This window comes from Thauera aminoaromatica (assembly GCF_000021765.1).
GTDB lineage: Bacteria > Pseudomonadota > Gammaproteobacteria > Burkholderiales > Rhodocyclaceae > Thauera > Thauera aminoaromatica.
Genome location: NC_011662.2, coordinates 4,105,059 through 4,124,951 on the forward strand (window position 1 = coordinate 4,105,059; position 19,893 = coordinate 4,124,951).

Consider the following 19,893-nt stretch of genomic DNA (forward strand, 5'->3'; position numbering starts at 1 on the left):
TCGCGGTCGCCAGCGGGCCGAAATGGCTCGCCATTCCGGTGTGGAGCGCTTATAGTGCCGGCTTCGCTGCGGTGCACCAGTCACCCGCCGCGTTTCCTGCAACGATCCGTTCGCCCCCATGCGGCGCGGATCCCTCCCGCAGCCCGGATTGGTGTCGCATCGATGCATGCGACGGGCTTGCGCCGGACCATCGAATGAATCCCCAAGTCACCTTCGCCAGCCTCGGGCTGGCCGAACCCATCCTGCGCGCGGTCTCCGAGGCGGGTTACTCCACGCCCACGCCCATCCAGGCCAAGGCCATCCCGCAGGTGCTCGCCGGCGGCGACCTGCTCGCGGCGGCGCAGACCGGCACCGGCAAGACCGCCGGCTTCACGCTGCCGCTGCTGCACATCCTGTCGCAGACCCACACCCGCACCCGCCCGGGCGCCCGCGCTGCCTGATCCTGACCCCCACGCGCGAGCTCGCCGCCCAGGTGCAGGAGTCGGTCGACACCTACGGCAAGCACCTGCCGCTGTCCTCGCTGGTCATGTTCGGCGGCGTGAACATCAACCCGCAGATCAGCGCACTGAAGAAGCGGGTGGACATCCTCGTCGCCACCCCCGGCCGCCTGCTCGACCACGTCGGCCAGAAGACGCTCGATCTCTCCGGCGTCGAGATCCTGGTGCTGGACGAAGCCGACCGCATGCTCGACATGGGCTTCATCCGCGACATCCGCAAGGTGCTCGCGCTGCTGCCGAAGAAGCGCCAGAACCTGCTGTTCTCGGCCACCTTCTCGGACGAGATCCGCGAGCTCGCCCACGGCCTGCTGCAGAACCCGGCAGAAGTGGAAGTCGCCCCGCGCAACACCACCGCGGAGCGCGTCGACCAGGCGGTGTACCTGATCGGCCAGAAGCAGAAGCGCGAACTGCTCGCCCACCTGATCAAGGAAAAGCAGTGGTTCCAGGCGCTGGTGTTCACCCGCACCAAGCACGGCGCCAACAAGCTCGCCGAGTACCTCACCAAGCACGACATCGGCGCCGCCGCGATCCACGGCAACAAGAGCCAGGCCGCGCGTACGCGCGCGCTGGCCCAGTTCAAGGACGGCTCCCTGCCGGTGCTGGTGGCCACCGACATCGCCGCGCGTGGCCTGGACATCGACCAGCTGCCCCAGGTGGTGAACTTCGAGCTGCCCAACGTCGCCGAGGACTACGTGCACCGCATCGGCCGCACCGGCCGCGCCGGCGCCGCCGGCAATGCGATCTCGCTGGTCGACAACGAAGAAATCAAACTGTTGACCGCGATCGAGCGCGTCATCAAGCGCCGCATCGAGCGCGCCGTGGCCGAGGACTTCGTGCCCAGCGCCGGCGGCGAGGCCGCACACGACGCCGACCACCAGCGCGAACCGCTGCAGCGCCGCGGCGGCCGCAACGGCCAGGGCCGCAGCCCCGCCGCCGCGCCCGCGCGCAGCGAGCGCGCAGGCGGCGGACGTGCTCCGGCCCAGCCCGGCGGACGTGCCCCCGCGCGCACCCGCGGCGAGGCCGACGGCAATCGCGCGGCGCGCACGGGCGAGGCGCGCGAGCCCAACGGCAACCGCGGCTCGGCTCCGCGCCCGGACGTCGATGGCAACCGCGCCGTGCCGGCCCGCCGTGTCGAGGTGGACGGCAACCGCGCACCGTCCGCCAACCGCCGCCCGGAGGGTAACGCGCCCCGCCCCGCCGGCGCGAACCCGCAGCGCCGCCCGCAGCCCCGCGCCGCCCTGTTCGCCGCCAAGCCGGGCGGCGACAAGCGCTGAGCAGGACGACCGGAAACGGCGAGGCCGTCGGCGCGGGTCCGAGATTCGCATAACCCGCGCCGACGGCCGCATCGCGACTGGTGTCGCTCCCACGAAAACCGGCATCGCGACCGCGGCGCTCCCGTCCCCACCGCTGCACATCGCTTGCCTTCCCGCCCCAGCTTCGCCTATCCTTCGCTCCGCATTCGATCCGGGTGCCCTGTCATAGCTTCATATGACAGGGTGAAACGGGAAGTCCGGTGACGTCGTCCGCCTTGCGCGCGCACGACCATTCCGGCGCAGCCCCCGCTGCTGTGAGCCTGACGAATCCGCCAACACGCCACTGAGCCTTGCGCTCGGGAAGGCCGGCGGAGGAGGAAGACGGCAAGCCAGAAGACCGGCCCGATCGAGTACGGAACCCGCACCCGCCTGCAAGTGGCGTCGTGCGCGGTTCCAGGTTGATGTGAGCCCCGGGGTGTGGGTTCGATCCGACTGGTTTTCCGCCGGCTGCCCGTGTGCGCCGGAAGCTCCAGCCGACTCGTCGTGCAAGCGGTCTCCAGGCAATGCCGTGCCCGGCGTGCGCTCGCGGTTTCACCGCGTGCGTACGCCCACCGGCAGCGCCGCGCCCGCATGCCGCCCCCCGCCCGCGTGGTTCGCATCGTCGTTCCATGCACTCGTGGGGAGTCATCATGCACATCGAACCCGGCATCCTTTCCGGCGCCAAGATCGCCGCCGCCAACCTCGCCGCCACCGCGCTCGTCGCCGCCGAGGCGCCGCAACTTCTCAGGAAGCCGCAGCGCTTGCTGCGCACCCTGCTCGCAGCCCTGTTCTTCTCCGTCTTCATGCAGAGCTTCCATACGCCCGCCGGCGCATCGGAGCTGCACTTCATCGGCGCCATGCCGATCTACCTGACGCTCGGCTTCGTGCCCACCCTGCTCGGCTTCGGCCTCGGCCTGCTGCTTCAGGGCGGGGTCTTCGAGCCCGCCGACCTGCTGCATCTCGGGGTCAATTTCCTCTCGCTGGCCGTACCGCTGGTGGCGCTGCATGCCACGCTCGGCCGCAGGCTCGCCAGCGGCGCCGCGACGCGGGTGGGATCGGTGCTGAAGCTCGACGCCGCCTACTACGCCGGCGTCGCCGTCATGGTCGGCTTCTGGCTGGCCATGGGCGAGGTCGCCACGCCCTTCGCGGCATGGGCCGCCTTCGCCAGCGCCTACCTCCCGGTGGCGCTGATCGAGCCGGTGCTGACGGTCGCACTCGTCCGCCTGCTGCAGTCGCAGGCGCATCGTCCCCTCGTGCGGCTCTGCTTCGCCGTGCCGGCGCGCGGCTGATGACCGCGCTGCCGGGTACGGTCTGGTTCGTCGGCGCGGGCCCCGGCGACCCCGACCTGATCACCGTGAAAGGCCGCCGCCTGCTCGAGCGGGCGGGCGCGATCCTGTTCGCCGGCTCGCTGGTCGACCGCAGCGCGACGCAGTTCGCGCCCGCCCACTGCGAGATCCGCGACTCCAGGGACATGACGCTCGAGGGCATGAGCGCCTGGCTGCTGGACGCCTGCGCCCGCCATCCCGTCGTGGTGCGCCTGCAGACCGGCGACCCCGGCCTGTACGGTGCCCTGGTCGAGATGACGCGCCCGCTCGACGCCGCCGGCATTCCTTGGCGGGTGGTGCCGGGCGTGTCCTCGGCGATGGCCGCGGCCGCCGCCGCGGGCGAGACCCTGACCCTGCCGGAGGTGACGCAGACGGTGATCCTCACCCGTGTCGCCGGGCGCACGCCGATGCCGCCGGGCGAGGCGCTCGAGGCGCTCGCCGCGCACCGCACGACGCTGTGCATCTTCCTGTCGATCACGCTGCTGCACGAGGTGCAGCGTGCGCTGCGCGCCGCCGGCTGGCCGGAGGACGCCCCCATCGTGGTGGTGCACAAGGCGAGCTGGGCGGGCGCGGAGAAGATCGTGCGCGGCACGCTGGCCGACATCAAGCGCCGTTGCCAGGACGAGAAGATCGCCAGCCAGGCCATGATTCTCGCCAGTCCGGCGCTCGGCGCCCGCCTGTGGCCCGACCTCGCACGCTCGAAACTCTACGACCCGGGCTTCGGCCACCGCTTCCGCAAGGCGTCGATGCCGGCCGCCGCGGCCGGCATCGCCACCGGAGAAACCGCATGAACAAGACCGCCATCCTTCTCGTCGGCCACGGCTCGCGCAACCGCGAGGGCAACAAGGAGATCCTCCACTTCGCCGCACAATGGCGCGAACGCCATCCCGGCTGGCGCATCGAGACCTGCTTCATCGAGCACGCCGACGTGCTGCTCGACGAGGGCCTCGACCGCGCCGCGCACGCGGCGCACCGTGTCGTCACGATTCCCTTCATCCTCAACGCCGCGGGCCACGTCAAGATGGAGCTTCCGGCTGCGATCGAGCGCGCCCGCGCCCGCCACCCCGGCGTCGCCTTCGCCTGCGCCCGCCACCTCGGCATGGGGCGCGAGCTCTTCGCCGTACTGCGCGGCCAGCTCGACCGCCTGCTGAGGCAGCTCGACATGCCCGACCCGCACACCACCGGCGTGGTGCTGCTCGGCCGCGGCTCCTCGGACGCCGGCGCCAACGGCGAGTTCGCCAAGATGGCGCGCTGGCTCTTCGAGGACGGCGACCACGAGCTGGTCGACCTCGCCTTCACCGGCGTGACCTGGCCGCGACTCGAGACCGTGGTGCAGCGCCAGGCCCGCCTGGGCATGACGCAGATCTGCATCGTGCCGGTGTACCTCTTCACCGGGGTGCTGATGGAGCGCATCCGGGCACAGGTCGAGCGCCTGCGGCGCCAGTACCCGCAGCTCGCCTTCGCGCTCGGCACCCACTTCGGCTTCGACGAGGGCATCTTCGCGCTGCTCGACCGCAGGGTCGACGACCACGAAGCACCCGAAGGCGGACTGCTGGAGTGCGACGGCTGCAGATACCGCCTCGCCGCCGAGGCCGTGCACCTGCACGAGCACAGCCCCACGCACGCCCGTCACGCCCCTGCGCACCACGAGCACGACCATGGCCATGCATACGCTCGCGCCCATGGCCACGCGCACGCCTGAAGCCGAACCCGCCATGCGCACCAACACCGTCACCGAACAGCTCACCGCCGCCGGGCGCGCGATCGAGCACGACTCCTTCGCCATCATCGACGCCGAGGTCGGCCGTCACGCCTACACCGCCGGGCAGTGGCCGGTGGTGCGCCGCATGATCCACGCCAACGCCGACTTCGAGTTCAACGGCCTCACCGAATTCCATCCCGATGCGGTGGACGCCGGCCTGGCCGCCATCCTCGGCGGCGGCGCGCGGATCGTCGCCGACGTCGAGATGATCTGTGTCGGCCTGTCCGCCTCGCGTCTCGCCCACTTCGGCATGCGCACGCACCAGTTCATCTCCGACCCCGACGTCGTCGAGCACGCCCGCGCCGAGGACAGCACGCGCGCGGTGCAGGCCATGCGCAAGGCGCACCGCCTCGGCCTGCTCGACGGCGCCATCGTCGGCATCGGCAACGCACCCACCGCGCTGATCGAGCTCGTGCGACTGATCCGCGACGAGGGCGTGCGCCCGGCGCTGGTGGTCGGCATGCCGGTGGGATTCGTGTCGGCGGCCGAATCCAAGGACCGGATGGCCGCGGTCGACGCGGTGCCATGGATCGTCATCCGCGGCCGCAAGGGCGGCTCCACCCTGGTGGTGGCGGCGATCCACGCCCTGCTCGGGCTGGCCGAGACACGGCAGCGACAGGCCGTCCGGGGCTGAAGCGACACGATGGCGGCAGGACATTCCCTCCCCGACAAGGTGCGCAAGGGCGACGCCAGGCGCTCGCGCGGCAATCGTACCGGCTTCACCACCGGCGCCAACTCGGCCGCGGCCGCGGCGGCCGCCACGCTCGGCCTGGTGCGCGGCGCGGTGCCCGACGCGGTGGAGTGCGTGCTGCCCAACACGACGCGGGTGCGCTTCACGATCCGCGACGGCCAGGTGGACGGCGACCACGCCCACGCGGTCTCGATCAAGGACGCCGGCGACGATCCCGATGCCACCCATGGCGCCCGTCTCACCGCCGACGTGCGCCGCATCCGCGGGGGCGGCGGCGTGGTGATCCTCGCGGGCGGCCCTGGCGTGGGCGTGGTCACCAAGCCCGGGCTCGGGCTGGCGGTCGGCGGCCCCGCGATCAACCCCGTGCCGCGGCGCAACATCATCGACAACGTGCGCGCGGCCGGCACGCCCATCCTCGAGGCCGGCGACGGTCTGGAGGTGACGATCTCGGTGCCCGGCGGCGAGGAGATTGCGCGGAAGACGCTCAATGCCCGCCTCGGCATCCTCGGCGGCATCAGCATCCTCGGCACCACCGGCATCGTCCGCCCGTATTCCACCGCCGCCTTCCGCGCCAGCGTGATCCAGGCCATCGATGTCGCCGCCAACCAGGGCCAGACCTGCGTGGTGTTCACCACCGGTGGGCGCACCGAGAAATGCGCGATGCGCGCCTTCCCGGACCTCGACGAGGCCTGCTTCGTGCAGATGGGCGACTTCGTCAAGGCCGCCTTCACCACCGCGGTGAGGCAGGGCATGCGCCACATCGTCGTCGGCGCCATGATCGGCAAGCTCACCAAGATCGCCCAGGGCCTGTCGGTCACCCACGCCTGGCGCGAGGAGGTCGATCGCGAGCTGATCGCCGCCGCCGCTGCCGAGGTCGGCGCGCCGCCCGCGCTCGTGGCCGAGATCCGCGCCGCCGAGACCGCCCGCTTCGCCGCCGAACGCCTGAGCGCGCTCGGCCTGGCCGTGGCCTTCCACCGCGCGCTCGCCGGGCGCGCCATCCGCAGCCTGCGCCAGCGCTACCCCGGCCCGCACCGGCTCACCGTGCTGGCGTGCAACTTCGAGGGCGTGCCGATCGTGAGCGTCGATGAGGCCGACCTGAAGGAGACCACGCATGCCTGAATCCACTGCCCCCGTCTGCAGCATCGTCGGCCTGCTCGACGACGGCTGGGACGGCCTCGGCGCCGCAGCGCGCCGGCGCATCGAAGCCGCCGCCAGCCTCATCGGCGCCGGACGCACGCTGGAACGCATCGCACCGCACGCCCCCAGCGCCCGCCTGCTGAACATGGACGGCGCGCTCACACGCGTGCCGGGCTGGATCGAGGAGGCCGTGCTCGAGGGCGACGCCGCCGTGGTGCTCGCCACCGGCGACCCCTTGTGCCATGGCATCGCCGGCTTCCTGATCGACAAGCTCGGCGCCGCGCGGCTCGAGGTACTGCCCGCAACCTCGACGCTGCAGCTCGCCTTCGCGCGCCTGAAGAGGTCGTGGCAGGAGGCCCGCTTCGTGTCTTGCCACGGCGCCGACGCCGACGAATGGCAGGCCGATCCGCGGCAACCCGGCCCCACGCCGGAGCACGGCCTGTACCGCGTGGTCCGCGCCGTCGCCGAACACCCGCTGGTCGCCTGCTTCACCAGCCCCGCCAACAGCCCCGACCGCATCGCCCGCGCCTTGCTCGCGGCTGGTCATGGCGCGCCGGGCTGCGACGAGGACCTGCGCCTGTCGGTGGTCGCCCGCCTGTGCCTGGACGACGAAGCGGTGTTCGCCGGGCTGAGCCTGCAGGAGGCCGCCAGCCGGCGCTTCCCGGAACCCAACGTCGTGGTGATCGAGCGCACGTGCGTCGGTACCGCGCTGTTCGGCGTCGACGACCTCGACTATGTGCAGCGCACACCCGAGAAGGGCCTGATCACCAAGCTCGAGGCACGCGCGGTCGCGCTGGCCAAGCTCGCGCTGCGCGCCGACAGCCGGGTGTGGGACATCGGCGCCGGTTCCGGCTCGGTCGGACTGGAGGCCAGCCGCATCGCCCGCCACGGCCACGTATGGGCGATCGAGAAGAACCCCGCCGACGCCGCCAATGCACGCACCAATGCCCGTCGGCTGCGCGCCAGCAACTACAGCCTGTTCGAGGGCAAGGCCCCCGCCGGCCTGGATGCCTGGCCCGACCCCGATGCGGTGTTCATCGGCGGCTCGGGCGGCGAACTCGGCGAGCTGATCACCCTCGTCCTGCGGCGGCTCGTTCCCGGCGGCCGGCTGGTGATGAACTTCGTCACCCTCGAGAACCTCGCCACCGCCACCTCCGTGCTGGCCGCGGCCGACACCGCCTGGGAGGTGACGATGCTCTCGGCCGCGCGCAGCCAACCCATCCTCGAGATGCATCGGCTCGCCGCGCAGAACCCGGTGTGGATCGTCACCACCCGCAAGGAGGCTCCATGAATCCGCATCCCGCGAACACGGCTCGCTTCGGCCGCCTGATCGGCATCTCGCTCGGCCCCGGCGACCCCGAGCTCGTCACCCGCCGCGGCTGGGCCGCGCTGCAGTCGGACGCACGCTGGGCGTATCCGGTGAAGAAGGCGGAGGAATCCTCCTACGCGCTCGACATCGTCCGCCGCGGCGGTCTGTCCATCCCCGCGGACGCGGTGGAGCTCGTCTTTCCGATGACGCGCGACGCCGTCGCACTCGCCAAGGCCTGGGCGCGCGCCGCGACGCAGGTGGTGGCGCTGCTCGCGGAAGGCCGCGACCTCGCCTTCCTGGTCGAGGGCGACGCCTCCACCTATTCCACCTTCCGCCACCTCGCGCGCACGGTGCGCGAGCTCGCGCCCGAGGTCGAGGTCGACACCATCCCCGGGGTCAGTTCCTTCGCCGCCGCCGCGGCGGTGGCCGACCTGGCGCTGGCCGAAGAGGACGAGACGATGGCGGTGATCCCCGCCGCCTACGGCACCACCGTCATCGACCACCTGCTCGACGAGTTCGACACCCTGGTGCTGATGAAGGTGAAGCCGCTGCTCGACGAGGTGCTCGACCTGCTCGAGCGCCGCGGCCTGCTCGCCACGAGCTGCTTCGTCGAGAAGGTGGGGGCGCCCGCGCAGCGCGTGGTGCACGACCTTGCCAGCCTGCGCGGCGCGCAGGTCAATTACCTCTCCCTGCTGCTGGTGCAGAACCCCAAGCGCGCGCGCGGCGAGCTGCGCCGCGGCTGCCGCAAGCGCGCCGCGCAAGTGGAACCGCAAGCCACCGCGCAGGCCCCCTCCCCGGACACCGGAGGCGCCGCCGCGCACCCTGGCGAGTCCCCCGCGGCCACGGCCCTTTCCTGAGGCTCCGCCCGATGCCTTCGCAACCCCTCCAGCCTCTGCCCTTCCCCTGCACCCGCATCGCCGTGGTGGCGATCACCCGCCACGGCATCGCGCTCGCCGGTCGCGTCATCGCCGCCTTGCCCGGCGCCACGCTGTTCGCACCGCGGAAGTTCGCCGCCGAGGCCGCCGCAGCCGCACCCGGCGCCTTCGCCTGCTACGAGGGCAAGGTGGGCGACCAGGTGCCGGCGCTGTTCGCCGGCTTCGACGGCATCGTCGCCATCGTGTCGCTCGGCGCGGTGGTGCGCCTGATCGCGCCGCATCTCGGCAACAAGGAGACCGACCCCGGCGTGGTGGTGCTCGACGAGGCCGGGCGCTGGGCGATCCCGGTGCTGTCCGGCCACCTCGGCGGCGCCAACGCGATCGCCGCCGCGCTGCAGCAGGCGGTGGGCGCCACGCCGGTGCTGACCACCGCATCGGACGCGCGCGCGACGCTGGCGGTGGACCTGCTCGGCCGCGAGCTCGGCTGGACCTTCGAAGCCAGCCACGACGAGATCGTGCGCGCCAGCGCCGCGGTGGTGAACGACGAGCCGGTGGCGCTGGTGCAGGAGACCGGCAGCACCGACTGGTGGTCGCGCCACGCCAACGGCCGCAGCGGCCCGCTGCCGGCGAACATCCGGCGCTTCGCGCGCCTGGAAGACGTCGAGCCCGAACACTTCGGCGCCGTGCTGTGGATCAGCGACCGCCCTCTGCCCACCGGCTACGCTGCACGCCTCGCCGGCAAGCGGGTGATCTACCGCCCCATCGCTGCGGCGAAGAAGCTCGCGCTCGGCCTCGGCTGCGACCGCGGCACGCCGGCGGCGACCATCACGCGAGCGATCGACGCGGCGCTCGCCCGCATCGGTGCGTCGCGCATCGACGTCACCGCCGTGGCCAGCATCACGCTGAAGGCCGACGAAGCCGGCCTGCTGGAGGCGGCCACGGCCGCCGGCTGGACGCTGCGGTTCTACCCACCGGCCGTGCTCGCCGCGGTCGACGTGCCCAACCCGTCGGAGACGGTGCGCCGATACACCGGCACGCCCTCGGTCTCCGAGGCCGCAGCCTTGCTCGCCGCCGGCACCGCACTCGCCACCGACCCGGGCGCGCTGCGCGTCGAAAAGCACAAGCTGCGCGGCCCGGACGGCCGCAACGCCACCGTCTCCATCGCCCGCCTTCCCGCCTCCTCGCCCGCCCCGAACTGACGACCACCCCGAGCACCCGGCACCACCGCCGGGGCTCGACGCGCGCCCTCGCGGGCCGCGTTTCGCACCGGAGTCCCTCCCGCATGAACGCCCCCGAAACCATCGTCCCTCCCGGAACGTCCGCCCCCGCCGGCAAGATCATGCTCGTCGGCCTCGGCCCGGGCGCGCACGCCCACCTCACGGAGCGCGCGCGCGCCGCGATCGCCGAGGCCGACACGATCATCGGCTACGTCACCTACATCCGCCTCGTGGCCGACCTGCTCGAGGGCAAGGAGGTCATCCGCAAGTCGATGACCGAGGAGCTCGACCGCGCCATCGAGGCGCTCGAGCGCGCCCGCCAGGGCCGCAAGGTGGCGCTCGTCTCCTCGGGCGACGCCGGGGTGTACGGCATGGCGGGCCCGACCTTCGAGGTGCTCTTCCAGGCCGGGTGGACACCGCCGAGCGGAAAGCCCGGCGACATCGAGGTCGAGATCGTGCCCGGCGCCTCGGCCCTCAACACCTGCGCCGCGCTCGTCGGCGCGCCGCTGACGCACGATTTCTGCGCGATCTCGCTGTCCGACCTGCTCACGCCCTGGCCGGCCATCGCACGCCGGCTCGACGCCGCCGCCTATGCTGACTTCGTGGTCGCGCTCTACAACCCCAAGAGCGGCCGCCGCACCGGGCAGATCGTCGAGGCGCAGCGCATCTTCCTGCGCCATCGCGACCCGGCCACGCCGGTGGCGATCGTCAAGTCCGCCTACCGGCCCAGGCAGCGCATCGAGTTCAGCACCCTCGAGCGCATGGCCGAGGCCGACATCGGCATGCTGACCACGGTGCTGATCGGCAACTCCAACACCTTCGTGCGCGACGGGTTGATGGTGACCCCGCGCGGCTACGCCAACAAGTACGCGGTCGACGGCAGCGAGCGCGCGACCCGCGCGGGCGAACAGGCCGGGCGCTCACTGTCGAGCGGGCTCGACGGCTGGCTGGCGACGATCCGCGCCAGCGGGCGCAACGCCCGGGAGCTGGCCGCCGAATACCGCCTGCCCGAGGACTACATCCGCGCCGCCCTCGCCCACCCACCTGCTTGAGCGCGCACCCTTTACCATACGACTCCGTATGGAATACCCGTATAATCGGCTTCCTTCGACGCCAGACCACACGCCCGGGAGAACCGCGATGTCCAAGCTGCAGGCCCTCTACGACAGCAAGCGCATGACCGCCTCCGACGCCGCCGGCCAGGTCCGCGACGGCGACACCGTGGTCGTGCCCACCGGCGTGGGCGAGCCGCCGGCGCTGCTGCACGCCCTGTCCGCGCGCCGTCACGCGCTGCGCGACGTCGCGGTGAGCCAGATCCTGCCGCTGCGCAAGTTCGCCTATCTCGACCCGGAAACGCGCGCGAACGTGCGCCACGACGCCTACTTCTTCGGCGGTGCGAACCGCGCGGGCGGCCAGGCCGGCTGGGTGGACTACGTGCCGGCCTACTTCTCCGAGCTGCCGATGCTGATCGAGCGCGGCCTGTCACCGGCGGACGTGGTGGTGTCGCTGGCCTCGCCGATGGACGAGCACGGCTACTTCAGCCTCTCGCTCGCGCCCGACTACACCATGGCGGCGATCCGGCGCGCGCGCGTCGTGCTGCTCGAGGTGAATCCGAACGTGCCCTTCGCCAACGGCGACTGCCTGGTGCACATCTCCCGGGTCGCCGGCCTGGTGGAGAGCGACGACGAACTCTTCGAGGTCGGCCTGCCCGAGATCGGCCCGGTGCAGCAGGCGATCGGCAAGTACGTCGCCGAGCTCATCGACGACGGCTCCACACTGCAGATCGGCTACGGCGGCATCCCCGACGCGGTGGTGGTGCAGTTGCAGCACAAGCGCGAGCTCGGCATCCACACCGAGATGCTCGGCGACGGAATCCTGTCGCTGATCGAGTCCGGCGCGGTCACCAACCGCAAGAAGACCTTCATGCCGGGCCGCACGATCGCCACCTTCGCGCTCGGCTCGCGGCGCCTGTATCGCACCATGCACCGCAATCCGGGCATCGAGATGCACCCGGTGGAGTTCACCAACGACCCCTACCTGGCCGCACGCAACGACAAGCTGTGCGCGATCAACGCCACCATGCAGATCGACCTGATCGGCCAGTGCGGCTCGGAGAGCCTGGGCCACCTGCCCTACTCGGGCACCGGCGGCCAGGCGGATTTCGTGCGCGCGGCCAACCGCTCGAAGGACGGCAAGGCCTTCATCGTGCTGCCGTCAACGGCAAAGAAGGGCACGGTGTCGCGCATCGCGCCGGTGCTGTCGCCGGGCACCCACGTCACCACCAGCAAGAACGACATCAACTACGTGGTCACCGAGTACGGCGTGGCGCAGCTGCGCGGCAAGACCGCGAAACAGCGCGCCGAGGCACTGATCGGCATCGCGCACCCGGACTTCCGTGGCGAACTGCGCGATGCGGCGCGGAAGATGAACCTGCTTTGAGGGGGAGGCTGCGGGCAGGCGCGATAGGCGGTCCGGCAAGGCGATGCGCGTGGGTGGATCTCGACCGCTGCATTCGCGCCTTGCGGCGCTCCTACAAGAGCCGCCGCGTTTCCGGCCCCCTGTAGGAGCGGCGCAAGCCGCGAACACGGCGCCTACAGGATGACCGTGATCTCCTCGCGCCGCACCAGCTCGGCGCCGAAGGTGAGCGCATCGAGCTGAAGCGCATCGCGCGCGGTGACGACACCGAGCGGGCGGCGGTTGGCGTCGACGATCGGCACGTGGCGCACGCCGTTCTCGTACATCAGGTGCAGGGCGTGACCAAAGGGGCGGTCCTCGGTCAGCGTCACCGGGTTGTGCGTCATCACCGCACCCACCGGCGTGGTGTCGGCGTCCAGGCCGGCGGCCAGCACGCCGAAGGCGGCATCGCGCTCGGTGAAGATGCCGGTGAGCACGCCGTGCTCGGTGACCAGGGCGGCGCTGCGCTGCAGGGCGTTCATCTGGCGGACCACCTCGCGCACCGGGGTGTCGGCCGACACGCCGACGAAGGGACGATCGGAAAGGATCTGATGGATCGGACGGCTGGGCATGATCTGTCTCCTGATGCTCGTTGTTGGACGGCACCCCATCCCTAGCTTCAATCGTGCCAGCTTCGGAGGTCGGCGCCGGGCGTTCCGGACGGAACGCCAAGCCGCTGTTCTAGCATGGGATTCTTTCAGCATCGTGACCGCAGGATGACGCCAGGGAATGCCCGCCGGAGCCATTCCTGGACACCATCACGGTGCATCGGCGAGTGCTGGCGCACCATCGGAGGGCGCGCCCGACTTCGCACGCGCCATCGGCTCGCCCATCCGCACCGGGCCGCCCGGCGCCCAGTCGGAGCCGAAGCGCAGCACGTCCTGCGGGAACAGCATCACCACCGTCGAGCCGAGCAGGAAGCGGCCCATCTCGGCGCCCTTCTCCAGCACCACCTCGCCCTCTGCATAGCCGCGCTTGACGATGTCCGGCCGGCGCGGCGGATTGACCACGCCGTGCCACACGGTGGCCATGCTGCCCACGATGGTCGCGCCCACCAGCACCATCACGAAGGGGCCGAATTCGCCCTCGAACACGCACACCACGCGCTCGTTGCGCGCGAACAGACCGGGCACGCCGCGCGCGGTGGCGGGATTCACCGAGAACAGTTCGCCCGGCACGTGGATCATCTGCGTCAGCCGCCCGGCGCAGGGCATGTGGATGCGGTGGTAGTCGCGCGGCGACAGGTAGATCGTGGCGAAGTCGCCGTTCTCGAAGCGCGCGGCGAGCGCCCGGTCGCCGCCCACGAGCGCCGTGGTGGAATAGAAGTGGCCCTTGGCCTGGAAGACCTGGTCGAACTCGATCGGCCCGAACTGACTGATCGCCCCGTCGACCGGGCAGACGAAGTCCGCATCGGCGATCGGCCGCACGCCTTCGCGCAGCGGGCGGGTGAAGAACTGGTTGAAGCTCGCGTAGCTCGCCGGATCGGCGTTCGCGGCCTCGGCCATATTCACCCCGTAGCGCTTCGCGAACCAGCGGATCACCGCGGTCGTCGCCTTGCCCCCCTCCAGGCCGGCGAGCTTTCCGGCAAGCTGGGTGAGCAGGCGCTTGGGCAGGGCGTACTGGAGGGCGACGGCGAGGCGTTCGGACACGGCGGAGATCCTGATCGGTGCGCGCGAGATGCGCGAGGGCATCGATTATAGCGGGCCGGGTTCACACGCTCCGCCCCCCGAACGATCCGTTTCAGGACGAAACCGACGCGTGGAATGCGCGCTCCGGTCGACCGGGCGCTGTGTTCGCGCCTTGGGGCGCTCCTACAGGGGGTCCCGAAACGCGGTCGCTTCCGTAGGAGCACCGCAAGGCGCGAATGGGCGCTCACGCCCGCTCACCCCAGCAGCAGCGAGCCCGCGATCGCCCACAGCATCAGCGCCACCAGCGCATCGAGCACACGCCACGCCACCGGCTTGGCGAACAGCGGCGCGAGCAGGCGGGCGCCGTAGCCGAGCAGCAGTAACCAGACGATCGAGGCGCTGATCGCGCCGACGGCGAAGAGCGGGCGCAGGTCCTCGGCCTGCTGGCTGCCGATCGAACCGAGCAGCACCACGGTGTCGAGATAGGCATGCGGGTTGAGCAGGCTGAAGCCGGCGGCCGCGAGCAGGGCCTGGCCGCGCGACATGCGCTTGTGCTCGGCCAGGTCCAGCGCGCGCCCACCGCGCAGCGCGGAGCGTAGCGCGCGCGCGCCGTACCAGGCGAGGAAGGCCGCCCCACCGTAGCGCGCCACCGTCATCAGGTCGGGGTTGGCGACGAACAGGCTGCCCACGCCGGCGATACCCAGGCCGATCAACAGAATGTCGCACGCCGCCGACACGCCGATCGTCAGCAGCACGTGCTCGCCGCGCAGGCCCTGGCGCAGCACGTGCGCGTTCTGCGCCCCGATCGCCATGATCAGGCCGAGGGTGAGGAGAAAACCGTTGAGGTAGACGTTGCTCATGATGCGTTCCGTTGTCGTCTCGTTTTGCCGTGGCCGCAGCCCTGTTCGCGACTGCGGGCGCTCCGGCAAGAACCGGCATGAGGCGGACCTGCAGAAGCGCCGGGAGGCGCGAATATAGGCGCCAGGCAGGCTTTTATTAAGTAGGATCGATTTATTTCGTTTTCGAGCAATAACGCTAATGATCGATCATCGCTTGCTGGCCTTCGAGGCGGTGCTGCAGGAGGGCGGATTCGAGCGCGCGGCGCGCCGGCTGGCGCTGACCCAGTCCGCGGTGTCGCAGCGGGTCAAGCTGCTCGAGGCCGAGCTCGGCCAGGTTCTGCTGGTGCGCAGCAAGCCGGTGCGGCCCACGCCGGCCGGGCGCAGGCTGCTGCCCTACCTTGCACAGCTGCGCCTGATGGAGGCGGAGGCGCGACGCGCGCTGTCGCCACGCGAGGTGGACGGGCCGCTGCGTCTCGCAGTGGGCGTCAACGCCGATTCGCTCGCCACCTGGTTCATCGGCGCGGTCGCCGAGGTGGTCCGCGACGAGGGCATCGTGCTCGACTGCGTGGTCGACGACCAGGACCACACCCACGCGCTGCTCGCCGACGGCGAGGTGCTGGGTTGCGTGTCCACCCGCGCCGATCCGATGCGCGGCTGCGCCGCCGTACGCCTCGGGGCCATGCCCTATCTGTGCGCCGGCTCGCCCGACTTCCGCGCGCGCTGGTTCCCGCAGGGTCTCACCCCGGCGGCGCTGGCGCGCGCGCCGGCGATCGTCTTCGGCCACCACGACGACATGCACGAGGCCTTCCTGCTGCGCCACTTCGGGCTGGATTCGCGGCGCTATCCACACCACGTCGTGCCCTCGTCCGAGGGCTTCATGGCCTTCGCGCTCGCCGGCCTGGGCTATGGATTCGTCCCCGAGATCCAGGCACGTGCGCACCTTGCGCGCGGCGAGCTGGTCGACCTGGCACCCGAGCGCGAAGAGGTGGTCCTGTACTGGCACCACTGGCAGGTACAGTCTCCGGTGATGGCGAGGCTGGCGCAGGCGATCGGAGATGCTGCAGGGCGGGCACTCGGGGGTGAGCGGCGCGATCCAGCCGGGCCGGGCTGAAGGCCTAATGAGACCGATGCCTCCCGTGGGAGCGACGCCAGTCGCGATTGCGGTGGCGAGATGAGCGCGGCGCGGACCGACGCGCCGATCGCGACTCGCGTCGCTCCTACGGCCCCTGATGCGCCGCGATGCCTCCCGTGGGCGCGACGCCAGTCGCGATTGCGGTGGCGAGGCGAGCGCGGCGCGGACCGACGCGCCGATCGCGACTCGCGTCGCTCCTACGGCCCCCGATGCGCCGCGATGTCTCCCGTGGGAGCGACGCCAGTCGCGATTGCGGTGGCGAGATGAGCGCGGCGCGAACCGACGCGCCGATCGCGACTCGCGTCGCTCCTACGGCCCCTCGATGCGCCGCGATGTCTCCCGTGGGAGCGACGCCAGTCGCGATCGGCGACACATCGGGTCGAGGCGCAATTTCGCCACGGACCCGATGGCAGACGGGTCATCCTCCGCCGAACAGCCCCGCCACCGCCACCGGATTCGACGGGAACCAGAAATGCACGTACGAGGCGGTGATCGGGCCGCGACGGTAGATCGCCTCGCCCTCGCCGCCGTCGGGGCGGCACGCGCGCAGCCAGGGCTCCAGCGGGGTCTCCGTGCGCGAATAATGAAAGGTGTGGCCGGTGAGCCGACCGCCGGGCAGATCGACTTCCTGCATGCCGAGCGCGGCGAGCCTTTTCTGCATCACCGCCCGGCCGGGCAGCAGGCCGGCGAACCCGTGCTCCACCCCAACCTTGTCGACGATGGCATCGAGCAGGCTCATCAGGCCTCCGCACTCGGCGAGCACCGGCTTGCCGGCGGCCACATGCGCTCGCAGCCCGACCCACAACCCGGCGTTGGCGGCCAGCGCGGCGCCGTGCAGCTCGGGGTAGCCGCCCGGCAGCCAGACGGCGTCGCACTGTGCCGGCAAGCCCTCGCCGGCGAGCGGCGAGAAGAAGGCGAGCTCCGCACCCAGCGCGCGCAGGGTGTCGACATTGGCCGGGTAGAGGAAGCCGTAAGCGGCGTCGTGCGCGATCGCGATCCGCTTGCCGGCGAGCAGTGGCGGAATCTCCGCCACTGCCACGACGGGAAACGCCACCGTCGGCGGCAGCTCCGCGGCGCCGGTGCGCTCGAGATGATCGGCGAGGCGGTCGAGACGCGCACCGAGGTCGTCGATCTCCGCCGCCTGCAGCAGACCGAGATGACGCTCGGGCAGCGCCGCATCCACATCGCGCATCACCGCACCGAACCAGCGCATGCCCGCCGGCAGCGACTCGCGCAGCATGTCGGCGTGGCGCGCGCTGCCAACGTGGTTGGCGAGCACCCCGGCAAAGGGCAACCCGGGCTGGTAATGCGCCAACCCGTAAGCCACCGCGCCGAAGGTCTGCGCCATCGCGCGTGCGTCGATCACCGCCATCACCGGGATGCCGAAGCGGCGTGCGATGTCGGCGCCCGAGGGCGCGCCGTCGTAGAGGCCCATCACACCTTCGACCAGGATCAGGTCGGCCTCGCGCGCCGCGGCGTGCAGCCGCCTGGCGATGTCCGCCTCGCCGCACATCCCCAGGTCGACGTTATGCACCGGCGCGCCGCTCGCCACCGCGTGGATCTGCGGGTCGAGGAAGTCCGGCCCGCACTTGAACACCCGCACCCGCCGTCCCAGCCGCGTGTGCAGGCGCGCGAGCGCCGCGGTGACGGTGGTCTTGCCCTGGCCGGAGGCGGGTGCGGCGACGAAGAGTGCCGGGCACGAGGCCGCACCCGGGTCGACCGTTTCCGGCATCGCGTCCGCCACGCTCACTCGCCACCCTTTCCGTGCACCACCGCACAGCCGGCGTGCGGCAGCGGCGAGGCCTTGGGCTGCTCCTGCGGCTCGAACCAGGCCAGCCTGGGGTACAGGCCGACGACGCTGCCGACAACGGTCAGCGAGGGGGGACGCACGCCTTCGTCCAGCACGCGCTGCGCCAGGGTGGCGAGGTCGGCCACCACCACGCGCTGCGCATGGGTGGTGCCGCGCTCGATCACCCCCGCAGGCGTGGTCGGCGGCAGGCCGTGGGCGACGAGCTGGGCGCAGATGTCGGCCAGGCGCGAGATGCCCATGTAGATCACCACCGTCTGATGCGGACGTGCCAGCATCGGCCAGTCGAGGTCGACCTTGCCTTCCTTGAGGAAGCCGGTGGCGAACACCACCGACTGCGCGTGCTCGCGATGAGTGAGCGGGATCCCCGCGTAGGCGGAGACACCCGCCGCCGCGGTCACGCCCGGCACCACCTCGACGTGGATGCCGGCCTCGACCAGCAGCTCCATCTCCTCGCCGCCACGACCGAAGATGAAGGGGTCGCCGCCCTTGAGCCGCACCACGCGCTTGTTCCGCCGCGCCAGCTCGAGCAGCAGCTGGTTGATCTCGTCCTGAGGCAGCGAGTGGTCGGCCGCCTTCTTGCCGACGTAGATGCGCTCGGCCTCGACCGGCGCCAGATCCAGGATGGGCGGCGCGACGAGGTTGTCGTAGACGATGACGTCCGCGCCCGCCACCAGGCGCGCGCCGCGCAGCGTGAACAGCTCCGGGTCGCCCGGGCCGGCGCCCACCAGATAGACCCAGCCCGGCAGCGGGCCGGGACGATGAACCGCGAGATCGGGAACTGCCATTCTTACCACTCCATGCCGGGCATCGCCTTCACCCCCGCGGCGAAGGCGTGCTTGACCGGCGTCATGTCGGTGACGGTGTCGGCAGCCTCGACCAGCGCGGGCGGCGCCCCGCGGCCGGTGACCACCACATGCTGCATCGGCGGCCGGGCGCGCAGGTCGGCGAGCACCCGCTCCACGTCGAGATACTGGTACTTGAGCGCGATATTGAGCTCGTCCAGCACCACGAGGCCGACTTCGGGATTCTGAAGCATTTCGCGTGCCAGCGCCCAGGCGGCTTCGGCCGACGCGACGTCGCGGGCACGATCCTGGGTCTCCCAGGTGAAGCCCTCGCCCATCACGTGCCAGCGCACGCCGGGCTGGGTACGGAAGAAGGCCTCCTCGCCGGTGTCCGAGCGCCCCTTGATGAACTGCACCACGCCGACCTGCATGCCGTGCCCGAGCGCGCGCGCCACCAGGCCGAAGCCCGCGCTCGACTTGCCCTTGCCATTGCCGGTGTTGACCAGCAGCACGCCGCGCTCGGCCTGCGCGGCGGCGATCTTTTCATCGACGACGTCCTTCTTGCGTGCCATGCGGGCGTTGTGGCGGGTGTCGCGGTCGGGGGTCTGGGTCATGTCGGGCCTGTCGTCCTGTTTTCGTTGTGAAGTCGGCGCGCGCTGGCACGCATGCCAGCGGCGATCGTGGTGAAGACATCCTCGGGGAAGGCTGCCGTCAGCCCGGCCGCAAGCCCGTCGAGCTGCGCCAGCACCGCCTCGACGACATCCTCCATGTCGGTCCCGAGGCCGCACTTGTGCGCCATCGCGTTGAAGTGCCTGCGTGCGGCGGCCCGCGGCTATCATTCACGCTCCACCTCGGCGGGCTTGCGGTCGCCGAGGGTCAGCTCGAGCCCGAGCACGCCAGCGAGCGCAAGCAGGCGGTCGAAGGTGAGGCGCTCGGGGCGCGTCTCGAGTTCGGAGAGCCGGTTCTGACTGATGCCGAGCCGGGCCGCGACCTCGGCCTGCGACAAGCCGAGCGCCTTGCGCCGGCCGACGAGCAGCTCGGCGGCCTGTTCCGGAGAGTAAAGCCTGGGCATGGTGTCGTATCGATGATCCCGATAAATCCAGGATATCGCCTTTCTCGATAAACGCAAGAAATCGCCAATGC

21 protein-coding genes and 1 riboswitch are annotated in these 19,893 nt (G+C 71.4%); of the genes, 13 read left to right on the forward strand and 8 right to left on the reverse strand.

What is annotated here, in order from left to right; genetic code table 11:
• The first annotated feature begins 194 nt into the window (after positions 1-194).
• From TMZ1T_RS21660 to TMZ1T_RS18165, 12 genes are all read left to right on the forward strand, one after another.
• Positions 195-440 carry a DEAD/DEAH box helicase gene (locus TMZ1T_RS21660; protein WP_261789064.1) on the forward strand — a complete coding sequence of 82 codons (246 nt, stop codon included), beginning with the start codon at positions 195-197 and terminating at the stop codon, positions 438-440.
• A gap of 32 nt (positions 441-472) precedes the next feature.
• The gene (locus TMZ1T_RS18115) at positions 473-1,771 is read left to right on the forward strand and encodes a helicase-related protein (protein WP_261789066.1); all 1,299 of its coding nucleotides are present in this window, start codon (positions 473-475) and stop codon (positions 1,769-1,771) included.
• 174 nt (positions 1,772-1,945) lie between these two features.
• Positions 1,946-2,170: riboswitch (cobalamin riboswitch) on the forward strand.
• 269 nt (positions 2,171-2,439) lie between these two features.
• Entirely contained in the window at positions 2,440-3,078 is a 639-nt protein-coding gene (locus TMZ1T_RS18120) for an energy-coupling factor ABC transporter permease (RefSeq protein WP_012586100.1), read from the forward strand.
• Positions 3,078-3,905: a precorrin-4 C(11)-methyltransferase gene (cobM, locus tag TMZ1T_RS18125; protein ID WP_004306982.1), complete on the forward strand. Its 828-nt coding sequence runs from the start codon at positions 3,078-3,080 to the stop codon at positions 3,903-3,905. The genes TMZ1T_RS18120 and cobM overlap by 1 nt, the downstream gene beginning before the upstream one ends.
• Positions 3,902-4,816, forward strand: coding sequence for a sirohydrochlorin chelatase (locus TMZ1T_RS18130; protein WP_004306981.1), 915 nt, complete (start codon positions 3,902-3,904; stop codon positions 4,814-4,816). Before cobM ends, TMZ1T_RS18130 begins: the two co-directional genes overlap by 4 nt.
• Before the next feature lie 13 nt (positions 4,817-4,829).
• Entirely contained in the window at positions 4,830-5,510 is a 681-nt protein-coding gene (locus tag TMZ1T_RS18135; RefSeq protein WP_012586101.1) for a precorrin-8X methylmutase, read from the forward strand.
• A 9-nt stretch (positions 5,511-5,519) separates the two neighbouring features.
• The gene (locus TMZ1T_RS18140) at positions 5,520-6,686 is read left to right on the forward strand and encodes a cobalt-precorrin-5B (C(1))-methyltransferase (RefSeq protein WP_004306976.1); all 1,167 of its coding nucleotides are present in this window, start codon (positions 5,520-5,522) and stop codon (positions 6,684-6,686) included.
• On the forward strand, positions 6,679-7,995 hold the full coding sequence (locus TMZ1T_RS18145) for a bifunctional cobalt-precorrin-7 (C(5))-methyltransferase/cobalt-precorrin-6B (C(15))-methyltransferase (protein ID WP_012586102.1): 1,317 nt from the start codon (positions 6,679-6,681) through the stop codon (positions 7,993-7,995). The genes TMZ1T_RS18140 and TMZ1T_RS18145 overlap by 8 nt, the downstream gene beginning before the upstream one ends.
• Positions 7,992-8,870, forward strand: coding sequence for a precorrin-2 C(20)-methyltransferase (cobI, locus tag TMZ1T_RS18150; RefSeq protein ID WP_004306972.1), 879 nt, complete (start codon positions 7,992-7,994; stop codon positions 8,868-8,870). The genes TMZ1T_RS18145 and cobI overlap by 4 nt, the downstream gene beginning before the upstream one ends.
• An 11-nt stretch (positions 8,871-8,881) precedes the next feature.
• Positions 8,882-10,087 carry a cobalt-precorrin 5A hydrolase gene (locus TMZ1T_RS21735; RefSeq protein WP_012586103.1) on the forward strand — a complete coding sequence of 402 codons (1,206 nt, stop codon included), beginning with the start codon at positions 8,882-8,884 and terminating at the stop codon, positions 10,085-10,087.
• A gap of 83 nt (positions 10,088-10,170) precedes the next feature.
• Positions 10,171-11,157 carry a precorrin-3B C(17)-methyltransferase gene (gene cobJ / locus TMZ1T_RS18160; protein WP_012586104.1) on the forward strand — a complete coding sequence of 329 codons (987 nt, stop codon included), beginning with the start codon at positions 10,171-10,173 and terminating at the stop codon, positions 11,155-11,157.
• A gap of 88 nt (positions 11,158-11,245) precedes the next feature.
• Positions 11,246-12,544: an acetyl-CoA hydrolase/transferase family protein gene (locus TMZ1T_RS18165; RefSeq protein ID WP_004306966.1), complete on the forward strand. Its 1,299-nt coding sequence runs from the start codon at positions 11,246-11,248 to the stop codon at positions 12,542-12,544.
• Positions 12,545-12,696: 152 nt separating this feature from the next.
• Here TMZ1T_RS18165 and TMZ1T_RS18170 read toward each other — a convergent pair whose 3' ends face one another.
• The 3 genes from TMZ1T_RS18170 to TMZ1T_RS18180 all read right to left on the reverse strand — a co-directional run bounded on the left by TMZ1T_RS18170 (position 12,697) and on the right by TMZ1T_RS18180 (position 15,047).
• Positions 12,697-13,131: a CBS domain-containing protein gene (locus TMZ1T_RS18170; RefSeq protein ID WP_004306963.1), complete on the reverse strand. Its 435-nt coding sequence runs from the start codon at positions 13,129-13,131 to the stop codon at positions 12,697-12,699.
• Between the two features lie 186 nt (positions 13,132-13,317).
• Positions 13,318-14,208 (reverse strand): archaetidylserine decarboxylase, encoded by an 891-nt coding sequence (gene asd, locus TMZ1T_RS18175; protein WP_012586105.1) that lies wholly within the window; start codon positions 14,206-14,208, stop codon positions 13,318-13,320.
• Between the two features lie 233 nt (positions 14,209-14,441).
• Entirely contained in the window at positions 14,442-15,047 is a 606-nt protein-coding gene (locus TMZ1T_RS18180; protein ID WP_012586106.1) for a LysE/ArgO family amino acid transporter, read from the reverse strand.
• Positions 15,048-15,225: 178 nt separating this feature from the next.
• On the opposite strand from TMZ1T_RS18180, the gene TMZ1T_RS18185 reads away from it, so the two are divergent.
• Positions 15,226-16,137, forward strand: a complete 912-nt coding sequence (locus TMZ1T_RS18185; protein WP_012586107.1) for a LysR family transcriptional regulator ArgP — start codon at positions 15,226-15,228, stop codon at positions 16,135-16,137.
• Positions 16,138-16,576: 439 nt separating this feature from the next.
• Here TMZ1T_RS18185 and TMZ1T_RS18190 read toward each other — a convergent pair whose 3' ends face one another.
• The 5 genes from TMZ1T_RS18190 to TMZ1T_RS18210 form a co-directional block, all read right to left on the reverse strand.
• A complete protein-coding gene (locus tag TMZ1T_RS18190; RefSeq protein ID WP_012586108.1) occupies positions 16,577-17,890 on the reverse strand; it encodes a cobyrinate a,c-diamide synthase in 1,314 nt (437 codons plus the stop codon).
• A gap of 14 nt (positions 17,891-17,904) precedes the next feature.
• Positions 17,905-18,753, reverse strand: coding sequence for a uroporphyrinogen-III C-methyltransferase (cobA, locus tag TMZ1T_RS18195; RefSeq protein ID WP_004306952.1), 849 nt, complete (start codon positions 18,751-18,753; stop codon positions 17,905-17,907).
• Positions 18,754-18,755: 2 nt separating this feature from the next.
• Entirely contained in the window at positions 18,756-19,364 is a 609-nt protein-coding gene (gene cobO / locus TMZ1T_RS18200; RefSeq protein ID WP_004306950.1) for a cob(I)yrinic acid a,c-diamide adenosyltransferase, read from the reverse strand.
• A complete protein-coding gene (locus tag TMZ1T_RS18205; protein WP_187283012.1) occupies positions 19,361-19,519 on the reverse strand; it encodes a hypothetical protein in 159 nt (52 codons plus the stop codon). Before TMZ1T_RS18205 ends, cobO begins: the two co-directional genes overlap by 4 nt.
• Positions 19,520-19,585: 66 nt before the next feature.
• Positions 19,586-19,822 carry a helix-turn-helix domain-containing protein gene (locus tag TMZ1T_RS18210; protein ID WP_012586109.1) on the reverse strand — a complete coding sequence of 79 codons (237 nt, stop codon included), beginning with the start codon at positions 19,820-19,822 and terminating at the stop codon, positions 19,586-19,588.
• Positions 19,823-19,893: the final 71 nt, after the last annotated feature.

Excerpts from the sequence above, each read along its gene's own strand:
- TMZ1T_RS21660 (WP_261789064.1), top strand. The coding sequence starts at position 195 with ATGAATCCCCAAGTCACCTTCGCCAGCCTCGGGCTGGCCGAACCCATC.
- TMZ1T_RS18120 (WP_012586100.1), top strand. The coding sequence starts at position 2,440 with ATGCACATCGAACCCGGCATCCTTTCCGGCGCCAAGATCGCCGCCGCC.
- cobM (WP_004306982.1), top strand. The coding sequence starts at position 3,078 with ATGACCGCGCTGCCGGGTACGGTCTGGTTCGTCGGCGCGGGCCCCGGC.
- TMZ1T_RS18130 (WP_004306981.1), top strand. The coding sequence starts at position 3,902 with ATGAACAAGACCGCCATCCTTCTCGTCGGCCACGGCTCGCGCAACCGC.
- TMZ1T_RS18135 (WP_012586101.1), top strand. The coding sequence starts at position 4,830 with ATGCGCACCAACACCGTCACCGAACAGCTCACCGCCGCCGGGCGCGCG.
- TMZ1T_RS18140 (WP_004306976.1), top strand. The coding sequence starts at position 5,520 with ATGGCGGCAGGACATTCCCTCCCCGACAAGGTGCGCAAGGGCGACGCC.
- TMZ1T_RS18145 (WP_012586102.1), top strand. The coding sequence starts at position 6,679 with ATGCCTGAATCCACTGCCCCCGTCTGCAGCATCGTCGGCCTGCTCGAC.
- cobI (WP_004306972.1), top strand. The coding sequence starts at position 7,992 with ATGAATCCGCATCCCGCGAACACGGCTCGCTTCGGCCGCCTGATCGGC.
- TMZ1T_RS21735 (WP_012586103.1), top strand. The coding sequence starts at position 8,882 with ATGCCTTCGCAACCCCTCCAGCCTCTGCCCTTCCCCTGCACCCGCATC.
- cobJ (WP_012586104.1), top strand. The coding sequence starts at position 10,171 with ATGAACGCCCCCGAAACCATCGTCCCTCCCGGAACGTCCGCCCCCGCC.
- TMZ1T_RS18165 (WP_004306966.1), top strand. The coding sequence starts at position 11,246 with ATGTCCAAGCTGCAGGCCCTCTACGACAGCAAGCGCATGACCGCCTCC.
- TMZ1T_RS18170 (WP_004306963.1), bottom strand. The coding sequence starts at position 13,131 with ATGCCCAGCCGTCCGATCCATCAGATCCTTTCCGATCGTCCCTTCGTC.
- TMZ1T_RS18180 (WP_012586106.1), bottom strand. The coding sequence starts at position 15,047 with ATGAGCAACGTCTACCTCAACGGTTTTCTCCTCACCCTCGGCCTGATC.
- TMZ1T_RS18185 (WP_012586107.1), top strand. The coding sequence starts at position 15,226 with ATGATCGATCATCGCTTGCTGGCCTTCGAGGCGGTGCTGCAGGAGGGC.
- TMZ1T_RS18190 (WP_012586108.1), bottom strand. The coding sequence starts at position 17,890 with ATGCCGGAAACGGTCGACCCGGGTGCGGCCTCGTGCCCGGCACTCTTC.
- cobA (WP_004306952.1), bottom strand. The coding sequence starts at position 18,753 with ATGGCAGTTCCCGATCTCGCGGTTCATCGTCCCGGCCCGCTGCCGGGC.
- cobO (WP_004306950.1), bottom strand. The coding sequence starts at position 19,364 with ATGACCCAGACCCCCGACCGCGACACCCGCCACAACGCCCGCATGGCA.
- TMZ1T_RS18205 (WP_187283012.1), bottom strand. The coding sequence starts at position 19,519 with ATGGAGGATGTCGTCGAGGCGGTGCTGGCGCAGCTCGACGGGCTTGCG.
- TMZ1T_RS18210 (WP_012586109.1), bottom strand. The coding sequence starts at position 19,822 with ATGCCCAGGCTTTACTCTCCGGAACAGGCCGCCGAGCTGCTCGTCGGC.